This window comes from Armatimonadia bacterium, assembly GCA_039679385.1.
GTDB lineage: Bacteria > Armatimonadota > Zipacnadia > Zipacnadales > JABUFB01 > JAJFTQ01.
The window spans coordinates 105,924-122,425 of the sequence record JBDKVB010000050.1; the positions used below are offsets into that span (position 1 = coordinate 105,924).

At 65.7% G+C, this 16,502-nt stretch carries 15 protein-coding genes; 3 read left to right on the plus strand and 12 right to left on the minus strand.

What is annotated here, in order from left to right; translation table 11 throughout:
• Positions 1-60 precede the first annotated feature (60 nt).
• The 6 genes from ABFE16_05180 to ABFE16_05205 all read right to left on the minus strand — a co-directional run bounded on the left by ABFE16_05180 (position 61) and on the right by ABFE16_05205 (position 7,278).
• Entirely contained in the window at positions 61-1,968 is a 1,908-nt protein-coding gene (locus tag ABFE16_05180; protein ID MEN6344677.1) for a hypothetical protein, read from the minus strand.
• Positions 1,969-2,102: 134 nt separating this feature from the next.
• The gene (gene tmk, locus ABFE16_05185) at positions 2,103-2,735 is read right to left on the minus strand and encodes a dTMP kinase (GenBank protein ID MEN6344678.1); all 633 of its coding nucleotides are present in this window, start codon (positions 2,733-2,735) and stop codon (positions 2,103-2,105) included.
• Positions 2,736-2,837: 102 nt separating this feature from the next.
• The gene (locus ABFE16_05190; GenBank protein MEN6344679.1) at positions 2,838-4,397 is read right to left on the minus strand and encodes a R3H domain-containing nucleic acid-binding protein; all 1,560 of its coding nucleotides are present in this window, start codon (positions 4,395-4,397) and stop codon (positions 2,838-2,840) included.
• A gap of 238 nt (positions 4,398-4,635) precedes the next feature.
• Complete coding sequence (locus ABFE16_05195) at positions 4,636-6,423, minus strand: glutamate mutase L (GenBank protein MEN6344680.1); 1,788 nt, start codon at positions 6,421-6,423, stop codon at positions 4,636-4,638.
• Positions 6,424-6,478: 55 nt separating this feature from the next.
• Complete coding sequence (locus tag ABFE16_05200; GenBank protein ID MEN6344681.1) at positions 6,479-6,739, minus strand: hypothetical protein; 261 nt, start codon at positions 6,737-6,739, stop codon at positions 6,479-6,481.
• Between the two features lie 77 nt (positions 6,740-6,816).
• Complete coding sequence (locus tag ABFE16_05205; GenBank protein ID MEN6344682.1) at positions 6,817-7,278, minus strand: hypothetical protein; 462 nt, start codon at positions 7,276-7,278, stop codon at positions 6,817-6,819.
• 180 nt (positions 7,279-7,458) lie between these two features.
• On the opposite strand from ABFE16_05205, the gene nth reads away from it, so the two are divergent.
• From nth to ABFE16_05220, 3 genes are all read left to right on the plus strand, one after another.
• On the plus strand, positions 7,459-8,142 hold the full coding sequence (gene nth / locus ABFE16_05210) for an endonuclease III (protein ID MEN6344683.1): 684 nt from the start codon (positions 7,459-7,461) through the stop codon (positions 8,140-8,142).
• A 118-nt stretch (positions 8,143-8,260) separates the two neighbouring features.
• Entirely contained in the window at positions 8,261-8,956 is a 696-nt protein-coding gene (locus tag ABFE16_05215; protein MEN6344684.1) for a DUF1559 domain-containing protein, read from the plus strand.
• Positions 8,957-9,110: 154 nt separating this feature from the next.
• Positions 9,111-10,253: a glycosyltransferase family 4 protein gene (locus ABFE16_05220; protein MEN6344685.1), complete on the plus strand. Its 1,143-nt coding sequence runs from the start codon at positions 9,111-9,113 to the stop codon at positions 10,251-10,253.
• Between the two features lie 30 nt (positions 10,254-10,283).
• Here the strand turns inward: ABFE16_05220 and ABFE16_05225 are convergent, their stop codons facing one another.
• The 6 genes from ABFE16_05225 to ABFE16_05250 form a co-directional block, all read right to left on the minus strand.
• Positions 10,284-11,393 (minus strand): hypothetical protein, encoded by a 1,110-nt coding sequence (locus ABFE16_05225; protein MEN6344686.1) that lies wholly within the window; start codon positions 11,391-11,393, stop codon positions 10,284-10,286.
• A 9-nt stretch (positions 11,394-11,402) separates the two neighbouring features.
• Positions 11,403-12,482, minus strand: coding sequence for an enolase C-terminal domain-like protein (locus ABFE16_05230; GenBank protein ID MEN6344687.1), 1,080 nt, complete (start codon positions 12,480-12,482; stop codon positions 11,403-11,405).
• A gap of 99 nt (positions 12,483-12,581) precedes the next feature.
• A complete protein-coding gene (locus tag ABFE16_05235; GenBank protein ID MEN6344688.1) occupies positions 12,582-13,280 on the minus strand; it encodes a helix-turn-helix domain-containing protein in 699 nt (232 codons plus the stop codon).
• Positions 13,281-13,353: 73 nt separating this feature from the next.
• A complete protein-coding gene (locus ABFE16_05240) occupies positions 13,354-13,584 on the minus strand; it encodes a DUF2905 domain-containing protein (GenBank protein ID MEN6344689.1) in 231 nt (76 codons plus the stop codon).
• A gap of 44 nt (positions 13,585-13,628) precedes the next feature.
• Positions 13,629-14,759, minus strand: coding sequence for a hypothetical protein (locus ABFE16_05245; GenBank protein MEN6344690.1), 1,131 nt, complete (start codon positions 14,757-14,759; stop codon positions 13,629-13,631).
• Complete coding sequence (locus ABFE16_05250; GenBank protein MEN6344691.1) at positions 14,759-16,294, minus strand: tetratricopeptide repeat protein; 1,536 nt, start codon at positions 16,292-16,294, stop codon at positions 14,759-14,761. Before ABFE16_05250 ends, ABFE16_05245 begins: the two co-directional genes overlap by 1 nt.
• Positions 16,295-16,502: the final 208 nt, after the last annotated feature.

Below are 16,502 nucleotides of genomic sequence, written 5' to 3' on the forward strand. Positions count from 1 at the left end.
TGCTGTCTGCTCTCGGGATGAGGAAAGCCTTCCGGCAGCGCGACAGAGAGTGCCGTCGCCCTACTGCGCGAACTCCAGCGAATACAGGTCGGCGTCGCGAAGCTGTACCCGCAGCCGGACGGTCTTGCCCGCCAGAGAGCTCACGTCGGTCTTGCCCTGCCAACTCACGAAGCGATCCAGCTCGTTGCCATACAGCACATCGTTGTCGGAGAAGCTGAAGCCCGGGTAGGGTGTCCCCTGCTCATCACAAAGCTCGCAGCGCAGGTAGCCCATGGCCGAGGTCTCGTAGTTGAGGCTCAGCGACTTGCCGGTGAAGTTGAAGGGGCGTGTGAGCATCTCGCCGCCCTCTCCCCCACCGTGGACCGACACGAAGCCGTCGAGGCGCACTGTGCCCCGTCGTAGGTAGGCGGACGGATAGCGGTAATGCTCATTCCAGTACAGGGACAGCTCGGTCGGCGAGGTCTGGGCCATACCCCAGGAGATGTAGTTGTTGCGGTCGGTCCAGCACAAGGGGTCGAGTGCAGGACGCAGGAAGGCCTCCACCCAGCGCTCGAAGTGCAGACCGTCGCGGCTGCTCATCAGCACCCCGTCGTTGATCCCCAGGTCTGAGTGCTCGGGCACCTTCTTGCGATTCGGGACGAACCTGCACGGGAAGCCGAGGTAGATATGCGGCGCCCGGAGGTAGGGCAGCGTGGCATTGGTGTACAGGTGCTCGACGGGTGCGTCGCCGTAGTCCAGCCAGGCAGGCTGCGTCCAGTGCAGGAAGTCCTTGGAGGTGCTCATCATGATGTCGCGCACGCCGTTGCGGAAGCCACGGTGGAACTCGACGTACTCCCCGCGCAGCTCATCCCAGAAGGCCAGGTTCTGCGAGTCGAAGGCGCCCTCGGTGATGACCGGCTCCTCCTGCAGCTTGCGCCAATGGATGCCGTCGGGGGATGCAAAGGGCACGAGGCTGCTCTTGGGCCCGGCACTGGCGACGGCCTTGTAACGCTGATCGGCCGGTGCTGCGGGGTTGGGATCCTTGAAGGGCGTGAAGTTGTGGGTACCGGCGCCCATCCAGACGATGTTGTTGTCACGCGAGCCTTTGAACTCGTAGAGCCCCAGGTTGGGCTTGGTGAAGTTGATGCCGTCCTCACTCTCGGCCATGCAGGTGCAGGCCTCTGCACCCTCGCTGTTCCAGCCGCGATAGTAAAGGCGGACCTTCCCGTCGTCGTTCACGACGGAGACGTACACGCACACCGGCCCCTCCCAGGGCTGGTCGAAGGTGAGCGCGATGTTCTGCGGCTGGGGATGGTGCAGTTCGCGGCCAACCTGCCCGGACAGACTGTCAAGCAGGAAGCTGTCGACGAACAACTCGCGGCGCGATCCGAGGTCTACCATTGCCTTGTCTCCTGGTTGGGCTCTGGGGATGCGGCCCTGACCGGGCTCTCTGCCTCCCTGCACGGTCATCTCGACGTCATCGGCATCGATGGTGCCGACGTCCGCGGCGTAGGCGTAGACGGCGGTGCTGACCAGTAGAGCATCGACCGGCGCGGTCGTCTCGACGCTTGCCTGCATCCAGCCCTCGGTCGGACCGGGTATCCGCGTGAAGACGTTGTGGATGCGGTTGCCGGTCTCGTCGTAGAAGTTCAGGTACACGCCGGGGCTGCACTCATCGGCGGTGCGGAACCATGCGGTCGCCCGGTACATCCCGCCGGGTCGCGAAGGAATACGCTGGGACTCGTACATGATTCCGGCGGCGGGGTCCTTGTCGACCATGCGAACATAGCGGTCGCCCTGATGGCCTCCATCGGCTCTGAGCTCGACGGGGGTCTCTGGGACCCTTGCCGTCCAGCCGACGGGCGCTCCGGTCGCCTGGTCAACCTCCTCGAAGCCGGGGTTGACGATCAGGTTCTGGCAGAAGGCACTGAGGGGGAGCAGCAGCAGGAACAGGAGTGGGAACAGCCGAAGACCAGGCAACACAAACATTGAACAGCCCTCCGGGACCTGAAGGATGCGTCGGGCCTATTCGCCCCGGCCGGTTGCCTGTCCTCCGAAGGTCAGACGTTGTAGCCCGACGACCTCAGAGATGCCGCAAGGGGAAGGCTCGGAGGGGACTCAGACTAGGGCTTGTCAGCGAGGGCCATCACATGCTGCCAGAGCTGGGCGTGGATTGCCTCGGGGGTGTCGTCGGCGCTGAGGACGACGGCTCGTCCGGGGAAGCGCCGGGCATACTCGAGGAAGCCCTCGCGAACCTTGCGGTGGAAGGCCAGCGACTTCTCCTCGATGCGGTCGCCGGAGGCGGCCTTACTGCCGAACTTGCGTCGCATACCGATTGCCGGGTCGAGGTCGAGGACGACCAGCAGGTCGGGCTCCAGGCCTCCGGTCGCAACTTCGTTCACCCGCAGGATGGTGTCGAGGCCCAGGCCGCCGGCGTAGCCCTGGTAGACAGCAGTGGAGGAAGCGAAGCGATCACAGACGACGACCTTGCCCTCCTGGAGCGCCGGGAGAATGACCTCCGCACAGTGCTGCGCCCGCGAAGCACAAAAGAGCATGACCTCGGTGAGGGGCGTCATCTCGGGGAAAGCGGGGTCGAGGAGCAACTGCCGCACACCTTCGCCCACGGGTGTGCCGCCGGGTTCGTGAGTGAGGACCACCGGCGTGCCTTCCGCACGGAGTCGCTCGGCGAGCAGTTTGACCTGGGTGGACTTGCCACAGCCCTCAACGCCGTCGAGAACGAGGAAAAGCGGTTTCATGAGCCCCCCGGACGCCCTGCGCCCGTTTCTGGAAGTGTGCAACAGGCGGGGGATCACCCCGCCCAATCTGCGTGCCTGGTAGCCCTGGAGATGGGCTGTGGGTTACCCCTCGACGCCGGTCGGAAGGATCCGGACCCGACGCTGCGGATCATGGCCGACGCTATGCGACTGAAGCTTGTGCTTGGCGATGACCTCGTGTTGCAGGCGGCGCAGGTACGGGTTCTGCGGAAGCAACTCGACAGGCTTGTGGTCTCGCAGCGCGCGCTGAGCACCTTCCTCTGCTTCGCGCACCGCGAAGTCCTCCAGCGCCACATTGGGCCCACCGAAGGCGGCCTTGACGGCCTCGAAAACCTGGGTGTAGGTGTCACTGCGAACACCGACCACGTCAGCGCCACCCGGTGTGCGGATGGCCTCCTTGCCCTCGCGGTCACCGGAGAGGGCGAAGATCATGTCGGCGTCGGTGCGACTCCGGACCACCACGGCAGGCGCCCGCATCTCGTGCAGCGCACGCTCCAGCTTGCGGCGACCGATGCCCAGCGGGTAGACGTGACGGATGCCGTCGGACTCCTCGGCCTCCCGGACCCGGCGCTCGACGATCCTGATCTCTTCCTCGGCAGCCTCGAGTCCGTAGGCGCTCTGAGCCTCGATCTCCGAGGTGCGACGGCTGACGTGCACCTGTCCATCCGCGCCGCGCTCGCGGACCTCGACACTCACCGACAACCCCAGGAGCAGCCGGTCGACGTCGGTCGCGAGGTCGAAGTGAACGGCCAGGCGGTTGATGTCCTCGATCTCGATGACCGTGTCGAAGGTGGGCGGCGCTTTGCGTTCGAGGACGGTCTTCTGCGTCCCGCGCTTACGTGCCTCTTCATCACCCAGCGTGACGGCCTGGATCCCGCCCACCAGGTCGCAGAGAGTCGGGTTCGACATGAGGTTGGTCACACTGGTGCCGTGGGCCGTGCCGATGAGCTGAACTCCACGCTCGGCGATGGTGCGGGCGGCAGCGGCATCGGCGTCGGTCCCGATCTCATCGATCACGATGACCTCGGGCATGTGGTTCTCGACAGCCTCGATCATCACATCGTGCTGCTGCTTGGTGTTGGGAACCTGCATGCGCCGGGCATGGCCGATGGCCGGATGCGGGATGTCGCCGTCGCCGGCGATCTCGTTGTTGGTGTCGACAACGATCACGCGGCGCTTGGCCTCGTCGGCGAGAATCCGCGCAACCTCGCGCAGACGAGTGGTCTTCCCCACTCCGGGCTTGCCGAGCAGCAGGAGGCTGCGGCCGGAGTCCACGATGTCGCGGATGATGTCGACGGTGCCGAAGACCGCGCGGCCGACGCGGCAGGTGACTCCAACAACCTCGCCCAAGCGGTTGCGGATCGCGGCGATGCGGTGCAAGGTCGCCTCGATCCCGGCGCGATTGTCGCGGTCGAAGTGACCGACGCGCTGGACCACGTAGTCGAGGTCTTCGCGTGCCGCCGAGGTCTCCGCAAGGTACTCGAAACCGTCCGCGAAGCGTCCCTCCACCGGACGCCCCAGGTCGATGACGACCTCGAGCAATTCGCCCAGCTTCGGATGGTGCGCGAGTCGTTCACGAGGTGCAGGCGGGAGGATGGAGAGGAAACGCTGGATGTCGTCGGTGATGGTTTGTTGATCTGCCATACTGATGCGCACCTGCCGCGAAACTTCGTCTTGGGGCTCGCGTAACAAGTGCTAACAGGCGAAGTATAGAGCAAGCCCCCGGGGAAAGCAAGGGCACAGCGCCGGCGCTTGCCCGTTTGCACTGCTGGGCGGCCAAGCGGCACCTCAGCCACCACGCGGGCAGAGGCAACGCCAGGGAACCTCACTCTCGAAGCCCTGAGGGGCACAGGCTACAGCCGTGGCCAATCTGGTGGAGCCGTCAGGATTCGGCCGGGTACAGGCTCAGGGCGTCTTCCCAGGACTTGGTCTGGGGACGACGGGTCGCTGCCTCGGTGCTGAGCTTGAGGGGCCGTCCACGGCCATCGAGGATGACGCCGACCACACCGCCCTGGACGGTCGCGGTAAGCTCACGGCCACGACCCGCGCCGACATCGAGACCGCGGGCAGGCTCGATGCATGCCTCGGCGCTCTCTCCCTCGGCCAGCAGAACCAGGGCCAACTCGCCGCCACGAACCGTGACCTCTCTGCCCTTGAGCGTGACCTTCATGCAATCTCGTCCCTGCTGCACCGGTCCCACAGGGGCGATGCAGGTGCCCAGGGGAATGAGGCAATCGCGGTCGAAGACCTGGTGCGAGGCGTCGGGATGGACCTGAGCGAGGACGCCCAACTGCGGCATCATGAAGATGCTGTCCACGGCCAACTGTGTGACACCCTCGGGGGCGAAGGCGTCGATCATCATAAGCGCTGCCTGGCTACGCCGAGGGGCATGGGAGAGCACGCCGCCGGAGCCGATGATCAGGTCCAGGGACATCATGTTCACGAGGGTCTGGCCGGTGCTCGTGGCGCGGAAGGCGTCGCTGATGTCGCGCTGCTGCTGCACGCCCTTGAGGCCGGTGGCGAGGAGCTTGTGCTGGTCGAAGGCCAGGCGCAGGGCCTCTCGGGCCAGGGCCTGCTCGATACGCAGTCCGTAGAGTAGCTGGGGCACGGTCGTCGGTCGGATCATCTTGTTGCGGACCTGTCGGCCGAGGTCTTCGGCGTCCGTTTCGACGCTCACCCAGCGGACGACGTTGTCGATGCCGGTCTCCGCCAGGACGTTGGAGACGGAGTAGCTCATGCCCAGGTTCGCGCTGACGGTGCGGTTGAAGACACCCTCGAAGACGGAGAAGACGTCAGTGGTCGCGCCGCCGATGTCAACGCCGAGGACGTTGATCTCGCGCTCCCGGGCGACCATCTCGATGAGAAACCCCACAGCGGCCGGGGTGGGCATGATTTCTGCGTCGGTCCAGGGAATGAGACGGTCGTAGCCGGGCGCCTGGGCCATGACGTGCTCGAGGAACAGGTCCTGGATCATCGCGCGCGCGGGGCCCAGATTCTCGCTGTCCATGGTGGGGCGCAGGTTGTCGGTGATCGACAGGGCCGTCTTGGTTCCGAGTTCGTGCTGGATGGGTTCGCGGGCATCGACATTGCCGGCATAGATGACAGGCAACTCGTAACGGGCTCCCAGACGAGCGCGAGGACTGGCTGCCGCGACCAACTCAGCCATCTCGACCACCTTGCGGACCTCTCCCCCGTCGACGCCGCCGGATACGAGAATCATGTCGGGACGGAACTGGCGCAGTTGGGCGATTCGCTCGTGGGGCAGCCGGCCATCATCCAGGGCAAGGACGTCCATGACGATCGCGCCGGCGCCAAGGGCTGCTCGTTCGGCACTCTCCGCGGTCATGCGGCGGACGAGGCCGACTACCGTGACCTGCAAGCCGCCGCCGGCGGAACTGGTGGACAGGTATGCGTCGACGCCCTGATTGCCCTGGGCCGGGCGCAGGATGTTCTCGCCATCGAGGATGCGGCGACCGGAGAGCTCCTCGACCTCGGCGATTGCGTTGAGCACGCCGCGAGTGACGTCCTCAATGGGCGCCTCAACGGTGGTCGGCGCCTCACCACGCGCCCGCAAGCGGTACTCCCCATCCACCTTCTCGATGAGGATCGCCTTGGTGGTGGTGGAGCCGCAGTCGGTGGCCAGGATCACCTTGATGTCGTCAGGTCGCATGAGGCGCCTCCGCGAGGTAGCCTTTGCACGTCACCGGGAGCATCCGGGCTGAGAGTCAGGACCGCTCCTGCTCCAGTTGCGTGATAAGCCACTCGACATTGTCGCGGTTCTCTATCGCATCGCAGAAGACTCGGTACTGGTTGATGGAGAGCAGGGCCTGCAGGAGGGGCTCAAAGACCACCAGCGCCTGCGAGGCGATGAAGGTCAGCGGCTTGACGCTCTCCAGCATGAAGATGGCCGGAGTGGCCAGATGCCGGCGAAGCAGCTCGTCGGCCACCTTCTGCAACACTTCGCGCTGCTCTTCTTGCGTCGACATGGTTACGTCCGCCCTCTCGCCCGGGTTGCACACGGGAGACAGATGCCGGCAAAGCCTGGCCGGACCCGGTGCAGGAACTACCCGCGCGGCACCTTCCACTCGGGCAGATGGCGGGAGAGGAAGGCGACGACCTCCTCCGTGTTAGCGTCCAACCGCAGAAGGAAGCCTTGCGAGATGCTGCGCTCGGTGGGCTCAGCGGTGGTGCTCAGGGCGATGAAGTCGTCGCCGCGGAGGTAGCAGGCCAAGTCTTCCCAGCGCTTCGAGCGGCCATGGAGGAACCCACGGACGCTGATTCCCTCGGCATCCAGTGTGTAGGTTGAGGGGAAGAAGAAGAAGGCCAGCGACCCGGTCAGCACGACCAGGGCGACGATGCTGTAGCTGAGATGGCCGAACCCCACATAACCATACCAGGAAACCCCCAGGATGAGAAGCACACAGGCGGCCGCAGCAAAGGGCTTCTGGCGGGCCGGCCAGACGCTCCAGACAAGGGAGGATGGCTCGGGTGATGCGGGTGACTTCTTGCGCTTCGATGAGGCCACGGAACCACATCCTCGAGTCGGTGCACGCGTACGAAGAGATTCCCTCTCGGCACGCCTATCCCCTCCCGTTGGGGCCGGCAAAAAGCTGGAGGGCAAGCAGGAGAGTATGAGACCATGGGGAATATGAATGGTTGGTGGCGGTATGGCTGCCGGATGACAGTTCTGAAAAGTGGCGGCTAGATGGACGAAACGACTCTCCGACGCGTGGACAGGGCGCTGGCTGATCACTATGGTCACAAGGTCTTGGAGGCGGGCGGCGATCCACTCGGAGGACTGATCGCGACCATCCTGTCCCAGAACACGACGGCAGCGAACTCACAGGCTGCCTTCAGGTCCTTGGTGGCCCAGTTTGGGGATTGGGAGGCAGTGGCCGAGGCCGAGGTCGAGCGGATTGCTGAGGCGATCCGTGTGGGAGGTCTGTCGGACCAGAAGGCCCGCTGGATCAAACAAATCCTCGCACAGGTCCGACGTGAGCAGGGCATCCTGGACCTTGCGTTCCTGGGGCGTGCTCCGACCCAGGAGGCGCTGACCTACCTGCGATCCTTCAGAGGCGTAGGGCCGAAGACTGCCGCCTGTGTGCTGCTCTTCGAGCTGGGCCGACCGGTGTTTCCGGTGGACACGCATGTACATCGGATTGCGGGACGCCTTGGGTGGATAGGGCCCCAGGATACAGCCGAGAGAGCGCACGAGATCCTTGGCAGTCTGGTGCCGCATGACTTGTGCTACGAGTTGCACGTGAACCTCGTGGAGCACGGCCGGATCCTCTGCCGGCCACGGGACCCGCGGTGTGACACTTGCCCGATCGCAGGAGACTGCGAGTGGTGGCGGGCTCGCCTCCACAGAGAACCATCGCGAGAGGAGTGATGCCAGGGCACCGAACAGTGGCGTGCTTTGACGCGTTCGGCCAGCCAACTCGGTCGCGCTGTCGGGACCGCAGGTGCGTCTTGTGGCGCACAAGTGTGATGCAGCGGAGGTGGTTCTAGTGGCACGTCGTGGGGGTTTCACGCTCATTGAGCTGCTGGTGGTGATTGCGATCATTGCAATCCTCGCCGCCATCCTGTTTCCCGTTTTCGCACGAGCCAGAGAGAAGGCGCGACAGGCGTCCTGCCAGTCGAACATGAAGCAGATCATGCTCGCGGCCGCCATGTACGCCCAGGACTACGACGAACGTCTCAACGACTACGCGACCCGCGGTGGCTTCCCGACCTACTACCGCTGGGAGCCGCTGCTGATGCCCTACATCAAGAACTGGCAGGTGACCGCGTGCCCGTCCTCGGGTGTCAACGGCATCAGTGGCAGCCTCGCCACCGGCCTGGCCTACATCGGCGGCTACGGGTACAACTACTACTACTTGGTCAACCGCAACCTGGCAGAGATCAAGTCCCCGGCAGAGACGGTGATGTACTGTGACGTAGGCCGCCAGGACACTGCCTCGAGCGCGATCAACGTGGCCGCGCACGTGAATGTCCCGAGCGAGCCGACCTACCAGTACGTCAACCGCCCGGACTTTCGCCACAACCAGACCTGCACCGTGGGCTTCGTCGACGGCCACGTGAAGGCCATGACCTACGGACCGTTCTACCCGCGCACCGTATATGAGGGTGGCAACTGGACTGGGAACGGCATGCGAACCTACGGAGACCCGAACTACAAGGACGACATGTGGGACCGCAACTAGCTCCCCTCCTGTGAAGGGTACCTCTGGGGCCGCCTGAACTGGGCGGCCCCTTCGTTGTTCTCCGGGGAGTTGAGTGCGAGGGCCGCAGGGGCTATAGTTTCGGTGTCTATACAGAGAGGTTTGCTTAGCACCAATGCTCGCAGGGAGGAGTTGCATGAGCCTGGTTTTCCTGGGGGCCGACTTTCCCCCGTCGCGAGGCGGCATCCAGACAGTGGCCTTCGAGCTCCCGCTCGCACTGTCTCAGGCCGGCGTGGAAGTGGCTGTGGTGACGGTCAGCCGGGAGGGTGCCGAGGCTTTCGACGCCCAGTGTCCCTACCCGGTGGTCCGCGTGCCTGCGGGCAGCAAGCGCCAGGTGGCCGCAAACCTGGCCGCCGGCGCTGCCCAGGCCACCGCACAGCTTCACAGCCCGCCACGAGCGATCGTTGCGACCAAGTGGTTTCCCGAGGGCCTGGCTGCGCGGAAGGTCTGGGCATCGGCTCGGATTCCCGTGGCCCTTATCGCCCACGGCCGTGAGTTCCGACTCCACGGAGGTAACCCCGCCAAGTGGTTGCTGCAACGGTATGTGCTTGCCGGGGTTCGGGCAGGCTTCGCGGTGAGCCAGTGGACTGCGGGGCAGCTCGTGGCCGCCGGTGTTCCCGCTGAGCGCGTCTCGGTGGTACACAACGGCATCCGTCCGGAGGTATACGCCGAGCCGAAGGCCGTCGCCGAGTTGCGGGCCGGCCTCGGCCTCGATGACGCGCCGGTGCTGCTGACCGTCGGCCGACTGGTTGAGCGCAAGGGGCACGCGGCGGTGATCCGGGCTTTGCCGCAGGTGGTGGCACAACTGGGGCCGGTGAGCTATGTGATCGCGGGCTCAGGACCGGAGGAGTCGCGCCTCCGCGCAGAGGTCGAGGCGCTGCATCTGCAGGAACGGGTGCGCTTCGCGGGCGCCGTCGCCGATGAGCAGCTACCCGACTTCTACCACCTGTGTGACCTGTTTGTCATGCCTACCCGCGAGCTGCGAGACGACCCGGTCGAGGGCTTCGGGATCGTGTACCTGGAGGCCAACGCGGCCGGGAAGCCGGTCCTTGCCACGCGCTGTGGAGGTGTAGCCGATGCCGTCGAGGACCAGGTGAGCGGAGTGCTGCTGGAGCCCGGTGACGAAGGCGCCCTGGTGGAGGCGATCATATCCCTCCTGGGGGATCCGGCACGGCTGCAGCAGATGGGACAGGCGGGTCTACGGAGGGTCCGCGAGAGGTTCACCTGGGACCGCATTGCGCAGGAGTTCCTTGAGGGGCTGGATCGTGCGGGTCTCTAGGGAGGCCAAGAAGGGTCGGGAGTTCGGCTCCTAGGGTTCGACCACGTAGATGTCGATCGACCCGAGCGGTTGACTCATCTCTTCGTCGGCCCACAGTGGATGGGGCAAGGCACTCGGGGCGACGAAATCCTCCACTGAGAGCACGAAGGCTATTGCCTCGCCGGCTCCCCGATGACGATCGAGGGCGATGGCCAACTCATACAGGGCCGCGCCGTCAATCCCTGCATACTGCAAGAGCAGAGCGCCGTCGGAGCCCAGGCCTCGAAGCCTGACCTCTAGCTCCATGCTGGACTGCATGTAGCGCTGCTCAGGCTGCACTATCACTTCGAGGTCTGGATAGGAAGCCCGCAGGGAGGCCAGGATCGTCTCGCGCTCCGCATCGCCGAGACCGATGAAGACCTTGGGCTCGACGAACTCGAGCCCAAGTTCGAGCTCAATCTGAACAGTTCGCACCGCCTGCTCCGAGGTCACAACATCGGCGCTGCTCAGGACGAAGTCGTCGAAGGAGAGCGTCTTGCGCAGCTCGCGGAGAACGTTCGGATCGCCGGCACAGAAGAAGTTGGCGCACTTTCCGGGCTTCCAACGTCCGGCCAGACAGCCGCGAGAGAGGTCATGAAAGAGACAGCGCGGCGGAGCAAGCCGTCGGCCGCGGAACTTGAAGCTCGAACCGGGCTTGGCGAGGGTGCTCAGTGCTGCATGTCCTCCGGGAGTGCCCGCGAGCGCCCGCAGAGCCAGGGCCCGGATTCCGGCGAAGCGCAGCATCCGCTGCAAGGTCTCCGTGGTTGGCTGCCAGGGCCCCTCGATGAGTTCGCAGAACTCCTCCCAGTCGGCCATGATCACGGCGAGTTGCCGGCGGCCCTCCGGTGTGCTGGAAGGGGAGGCCTCCATGAGCCTGGCGATGGTCTGCAGGGTGGCCAGGTCTGCACGCAACTCGCGAGCACGCTCCTGCAGGCCTTCACGAAGGGTCGCTTCGCGCCCCGGCTCGATCACCATCCCCTTCACCAGGCGGCGGAGGTCGTGGGTACCCATCATCGTGCCCTGGTGGCAGCAGCTATTGCCGCAACTGCCGCAGACTTCCTGTACCACAACCTGTGCGGCTGCGATGGCCTCTCGTGTTCGCCCGGCAAGCGCGTCTGTCATGGGTTTGCCTCAGGAGGAGAAGGAGACCAGGGGCTCGGTCCGGGCGGTCCAGCCCGCCGGATAGCCAAGGCCGGGAAGGTCGGAGGCGAGGACGAAGCCGTCCTTGAGGGCCTCAGCCATGCTCAGACCCATCTCGGCCAGCGCCGCATCCGACACCCACAGAGGGGACAGATGTGACCGCGAGATGGAGACGCAGGCGCTGACGAGGGCCGTCATCGCCGACACACAGGGGGCGAGGGCCATCCGCACGCCATAGAGGCCGACGAGATCGGCCAGCTTGAGCGCGCCCGTGATTCCGCCGCAATAGCTGAGAGTCGGTATGAGGAGGTCGCAGCAGCCCGCGTCGAGAGCGCGGCGGAAGCGTTGCATGCCAAGGGTGTCTTGACCGGCAGCGGTCGGCGCCGCAATGCCCTTGCGCACCTGTGCCAGCTCCTTCCACTGGCCATCCCTCAGGAGCCCGGAGACCCAGAAGGGGTCTGCGCGGTCGAGAGACTGGCCTACTTCGATAGCGGCTTCCGTGCTGGCCGGTGAAGGGGTGACGCGGGCGATGAGCATGACCTCAGTGCTCAGCAGACGACGGGCACGGCGGAAGCGATCGATCTCCGTTGAGATGGTTGGGTCGACCGAGAAGGAGACCATCCGCACGCCTGTGGCGAGCGCGGCTTTTGCGCTCTGGATCGCGGTCTCCTCGGTGCAGTCACCGCAGTCGACGCAGATCTCGGTCCGCGGGCGAGTGCGGCCACCCATCAAGGTGGTCGTGGGGACGCCCAACTCCTGGCCGGCGAGGTCCCAGAGGGCGATGTCGAAGGCGCTCAACAGGGAAGCGGCAGCATCCGGGGAGTCATCCCAGTCGGAGGCAGCGCCGGCGACGGCGTGCCAGATCGCCTCTCGGTCATGGGAGGAGCGTCCAAGCACCAGCGGCGCAAGAGCCTCGACCGCCTCCATGAGCTCCGGAGTCTGGGCGAAGGCCAGTTCGGCATAGCCCGAAAGACCCGTATCCGAACGCACTCCGAGCTGGTAGCCGGGGCACTCGTCCCGCTGGGTCTGTCGCTTGCTCAGCGTTACTTCGACGACGCGCGATGCAATCATGAGGGGATCATGGGGGCGCGATCGAGCAGATCACGAAGGGTGCCGGATCGTCGCCCCTGACAAAGCAGTAACACCGCCGCCGTGGACGCGCGGTGCTTACTATCGAGGCCGGTTCTGAACCTCCATGAAATCGAGCACATCAGAGAGGTGGAAGCGCCGCTGATTCCCGGGCGTGCGGTAGCAGCGGAGCACCCCACGGTCTGTATAGCGGCGGATGGTGGTCCGGCATACCCCCAGGAGAACCGCGACCTCCTCCAGGGTGAGGGTCGGATCAAGGAGTCGCTGAACAAGAGCCTCACGGGTCTCGCGCGGACTGCCTTCGACCCCTTCGGACACCGCGTGACGTGCCTCGATATCCAGGGGCAACTGCGCCTGCCGTGCCAGGACGGACTCCAGGCGCTGACGCAGACTGATGATGGGAACCTCGATGCGGTCGGCGACCTCCCTCGGGTCGGGAGTATTCGTCGCGGCGACGGTCGAGTCGTGAGGCGTGGTCGGCTCGGCGAGCAGTGCCGGCTCCGCAGCTTCGTCCGCAGCCGGCTCCTCGTCGACCTCGGGAGCAGGGGCAGGCTCTTCGGACTGTTCCTGCTCCGGAGCGGCAACCTCCTGCGCTTCGGGGGTCGCGAGGGTTGCCTCGGAGGAGTCCACGCGCTGCTCCTCGGGCACTTCCTCCAAGGCCGTATCGGCCTCAGTCATCATCGGCAACTGGGCATCTTCGGCCTCCGCCGCGGTATCGGTATCCCGTGGCGCATGGCGGATACGGCGGTCACGTTGTCGCATCCATTCATGGTTAAGCATGGCTTTGCACCGTCGGAGGAAGGGCCGGTGTGCAGCAGTTCCGGTTCCCGTCGATCACTCGATTCTGAAAGGGCTATCGACGCCACCAGTGGGCCGCAGCCCACAGGATCAGCGTCAGCAAGAGGCTGAGCACAACGGACGTGCCCAGCGGCAGGTAAAGGGTGAACCCCGGACGTTGCACGACGAGGTCACCGGGTAAACGCGGAAGACCTCCAATCCGGGCGATCACCAGAAGTAGCAGACCACTTGCTGCAATCGCCAGGCCGAGTACAAGGAGCACCTTGGCCAGTTGCTGCACGTCCATCCGGAAAGCCCACCTCCGACGCCGCCAGATCCCTCCGGACCGTCTCAGCGGGCTGCTCGCTGGAGCACTTTGCGTGCCCCCAGGGCGTCTACACGCCGGTCCGTCGCAGCCTGGGCGAGCGCCGCATCTCCCGTGTCAAGATAGGCAAGGGCATCGGTCAGCGCCTCGCACACCAGGCTCACGTAGAGGGTCCTGCTTGCATGAAGGCTCTTAGCGTTGTCGGGCGGCGTGACACGGTCCAGGAACTTGGCAATCTCTTTGGCCTCGGCCTGGGCTCGGGTCACCTGTGCATACACTTCGACACGTTCGTGGGCCGTCGGCTTGTGCTGATAGTAGTCGTCGAAGGCGGTCCAGGCCGGGTCGAAGAGCGTCCAGGTTGCATTGTCGGCGGCGAGCCCGATCGAGGGATACAGGTCGGTCCTGTCCTTCAGTGTCTCCGGCGACACGGCACGGAAGTACGCGAAGGCGGTCATGTAGTCGCCGAGCTCGAGGCTCAGGCTCGCGACCTTGAGCTGGGTCTGGCTCAGCAGCGGCTCCTGGGCAACCCGTGCCGCATGCCGGTAGTCGTCTACCGCGTGCTTCCTGTCGCCCATCCGCTGGTACTGGGCACCGAGGGCCGCAAGCACCTGTGGAGCCTCGGGAGCGACCTTCCGGGCGTCCTCAAGAATGTCGAGAGCGCTGCGGTCACGTTCCTGAGAGCTCAGGATGCGAGCTAGCTGTAGGTATGCGCCAGGCGCTTTGGGGTCGCACTTGATGGCACTGCGGTAGAGGTCTGTAGCGTCAAGCCAGAGCCCGCGGTTCTCCATGATCCCGGCAAGCCGCAGGTAGGCCTCAGTCAGCGTGGGGTCACGGTAGATCGCCCCGCGCAGTTCCGTCTCCTCAGCCGCCGGGTCCTGCCTGGCGCTGAAGACCTTGGCGCGCATCAACTGGTACTGGCCGAGAGGCAGGCCCTTGCCCTTCGCGTTGTCCAGCACCAGGAGGGCACGGTCGTAGTCGCCCTGCTGGAGGGCCGCGTACATCAGACCTTCGGTCTCGGGCAAGAGGTCGGGTGAAGGCACAGCAGGAGTCGTCGCTGTTGTGTCTCCGGGTGCCGGGAGTTCACCCGGCCCGGCAGCGGCGATCGTGACCGTCAGGAGCCCGCAGAGCCCGAGGAGGGCGAGTAGCTTACTGGTCATTAGTTGCTGTCCAGAGCGTCCAGAGCACGGCGGCAGCTTTCCACTGCGCTGCGATTGGCGCCGGCCCGCGAGGGATTGCTGCCCGATTCCTGCTGATAACCGCGAAGAGCTGCCGAGTACAGCGAGCGGGCCTCAGACCTGTTGCCCTGGGCCCAAGCGGCGTTTGCCCGGGAGCGCAGATCAGAGGCGCCCGCGGAATTGCTGTGGTTCGACCCGCCGGAGGTGTAGCCGGAGGAACTGCGTCCGCTGTTGGGTGTGGCGGAAGAGGCACGCGCCTGCGCTACCCGCGTCGACGTGGAGCCCGAGACAGCAGAAGTGCGTCCACCGGGGGAGGTCACAGGCCGCGGGAAGCTGCTCTTGGTGGCCGAGCCGGACGACCGCGAGGAGCGAGAGTTCGTTGCAGCGGGAGCGCTGCCGACGCTTCTGCGCTGCGTGGCAGTTGCGGCACTTGACCCGGACTGCACGGCACGCGGCGCACCCGTGAGAGGTGAAGCGCTGTAGCCCCCGCCATTTGAGTAGAGGCGGTTCGTGTAGGAGCTTGACCCGGCCGGTACTCCACTCGACGGCGCGACGGAGTTGGACGTCGCAGCCCTGCCGGAACCCTCATCGCCCATCCAGATGCGCACCTTCCCGCGAGGGGATTCCATTGCAGGCGCCGGAGCCGGGTTCGTGGTCGCAGGATGGGAGGCGGTCGGTGGTGCGGCGGCTGAGGGCACTGGCGTGAGAGGACCGTTGCCGTTGCTCTTGATCACCGTCGGAGGGGGCATCGGAACGTCGTTGAGCGGCCCTACCGGAGGTGGGGTGTTGCTGCTGCGCGGCGAAGGCATCCCCGAGGACGCATTCGGTTGGTTCGCGCTCTGGTCCAGCGGCGCACTCCCGATGGGCTTGCCGGTGAGCAGGCCCATGTCCATAGTGGCCTCTCCAGCAGGCGTCTCCTGAGCGACAGCTTTGCCTGCTGTGTTTGCGGGGGCACCGGATTCGGGCAGGAAGGGTGAGCCACCGGCAGTGGTCGGCGCCGTGTTGCCGGGAGCCTGGCTGCGGCCGGTCATTGCCAGGCCAAGAAGGAGGACTAGCACGACAGCGGCGGCCGCTACCGCGATCGGCAGCCAGCGCTTCCGCGGCGGCATGAGTTCGGAATCGAGCAACTCCGGCTCGGCCTCAGCGGCCAGAAGTGCGCGGACGCGGTCGGCACGTTCACGTTCGGCCGTACGCTCAGGGGCCAGTCGCAGGACTGCCTCGTACTCGGCCAGGGCCGCAGCCGTATTGCCCCGCTCCTCTTCGACCATCCCGAGGAGGGAGCGGGCGGCCACGAGACCAGGGTCGGCGTCGAGTGCTGCCCGGCAGGCGGCCGCAGCGTCGTCAAGCTTACCGGTGGCGAAGAGCTCTGAGGCCTCGTCGAGCAGGCGCTCGCCACTGGGCCGGATGGGCTCGGGCGCAACGGGAGCCGGTCGTGCGACCGTGAATCGGGCCCCACAGCGGGTACAGAAGGCGCTGCCCGCGGAGCTGCGCGCACCGCATTGTGGACATTCAATCATGACAAGGCCTCCGACCTCTCCACCCGGTGCGGAGTAGGTCACGTCAACTGAGCAAGAAGGGCGTCGATAGGGCGCCCAAACCTGTACACGAAGTATACACGGGGCCCGGAATAGCGTCAAGGAACGGCCCCGATGCGGCAGGCCCGCTACACCCGGTGCTGCGTCGCTCCTTTGGCCGGCCACAGGTGGCTTCCTTGACACCTCGCGG

Coding starts and splice junctions, on each gene's coding strand:
- ABFE16_05190 (MEN6344679.1), bottom strand. CDS start 4,397: ATGGCAGATCAACAAACCATCACCGACGACATCCAGCGTTTCCTCTCC.
- ABFE16_05245 (MEN6344690.1), bottom strand. CDS start 14,759: ATGACCAGTAAGCTACTCGCCCTCCTCGGGCTCTGCGGGCTCCTGACG.
- ABFE16_05200 (MEN6344681.1), bottom strand. CDS start 6,739: ATGTCGACGCAAGAAGAGCAGCGCGAAGTGTTGCAGAAGGTGGCCGAC.
- ABFE16_05180 (MEN6344677.1), bottom strand. CDS start 1,968: ATGTTTGTGTTGCCTGGTCTTCGGCTGTTCCCACTCCTGTTCCTGCTG.
- tmk (MEN6344678.1), bottom strand. CDS start 2,735: ATGAAACCGCTTTTCCTCGTTCTCGACGGCGTTGAGGGCTGTGGCAAG.
- ABFE16_05230 (MEN6344687.1), bottom strand. CDS start 12,482: ATGATTGCATCGCGCGTCGTCGAAGTAACGCTGAGCAAGCGACAGACC.
- ABFE16_05225 (MEN6344686.1), bottom strand. CDS start 11,393: ATGACAGACGCGCTTGCCGGGCGAACACGAGAGGCCATCGCAGCCGCA.
- ABFE16_05235 (MEN6344688.1), bottom strand. CDS start 13,280: ATGCTTAACCATGAATGGATGCGACAACGTGACCGCCGTATCCGCCAT.
- nth (MEN6344683.1), top strand. CDS start 7,459: ATGGACGAAACGACTCTCCGACGCGTGGACAGGGCGCTGGCTGATCAC.
- ABFE16_05240 (MEN6344689.1), bottom strand. CDS start 13,584: ATGGACGTGCAGCAACTGGCCAAGGTGCTCCTTGTACTCGGCCTGGCG.
- ABFE16_05250 (MEN6344691.1), bottom strand. CDS start 16,294: ATGATTGAATGTCCACAATGCGGTGCGCGCAGCTCCGCGGGCAGCGCC.
- ABFE16_05195 (MEN6344680.1), bottom strand. CDS start 6,423: ATGCGACCTGACGACATCAAGGTGATCCTGGCCACCGACTGCGGCTCC.
- ABFE16_05220 (MEN6344685.1), top strand. CDS start 9,111: ATGAGCCTGGTTTTCCTGGGGGCCGACTTTCCCCCGTCGCGAGGCGGC.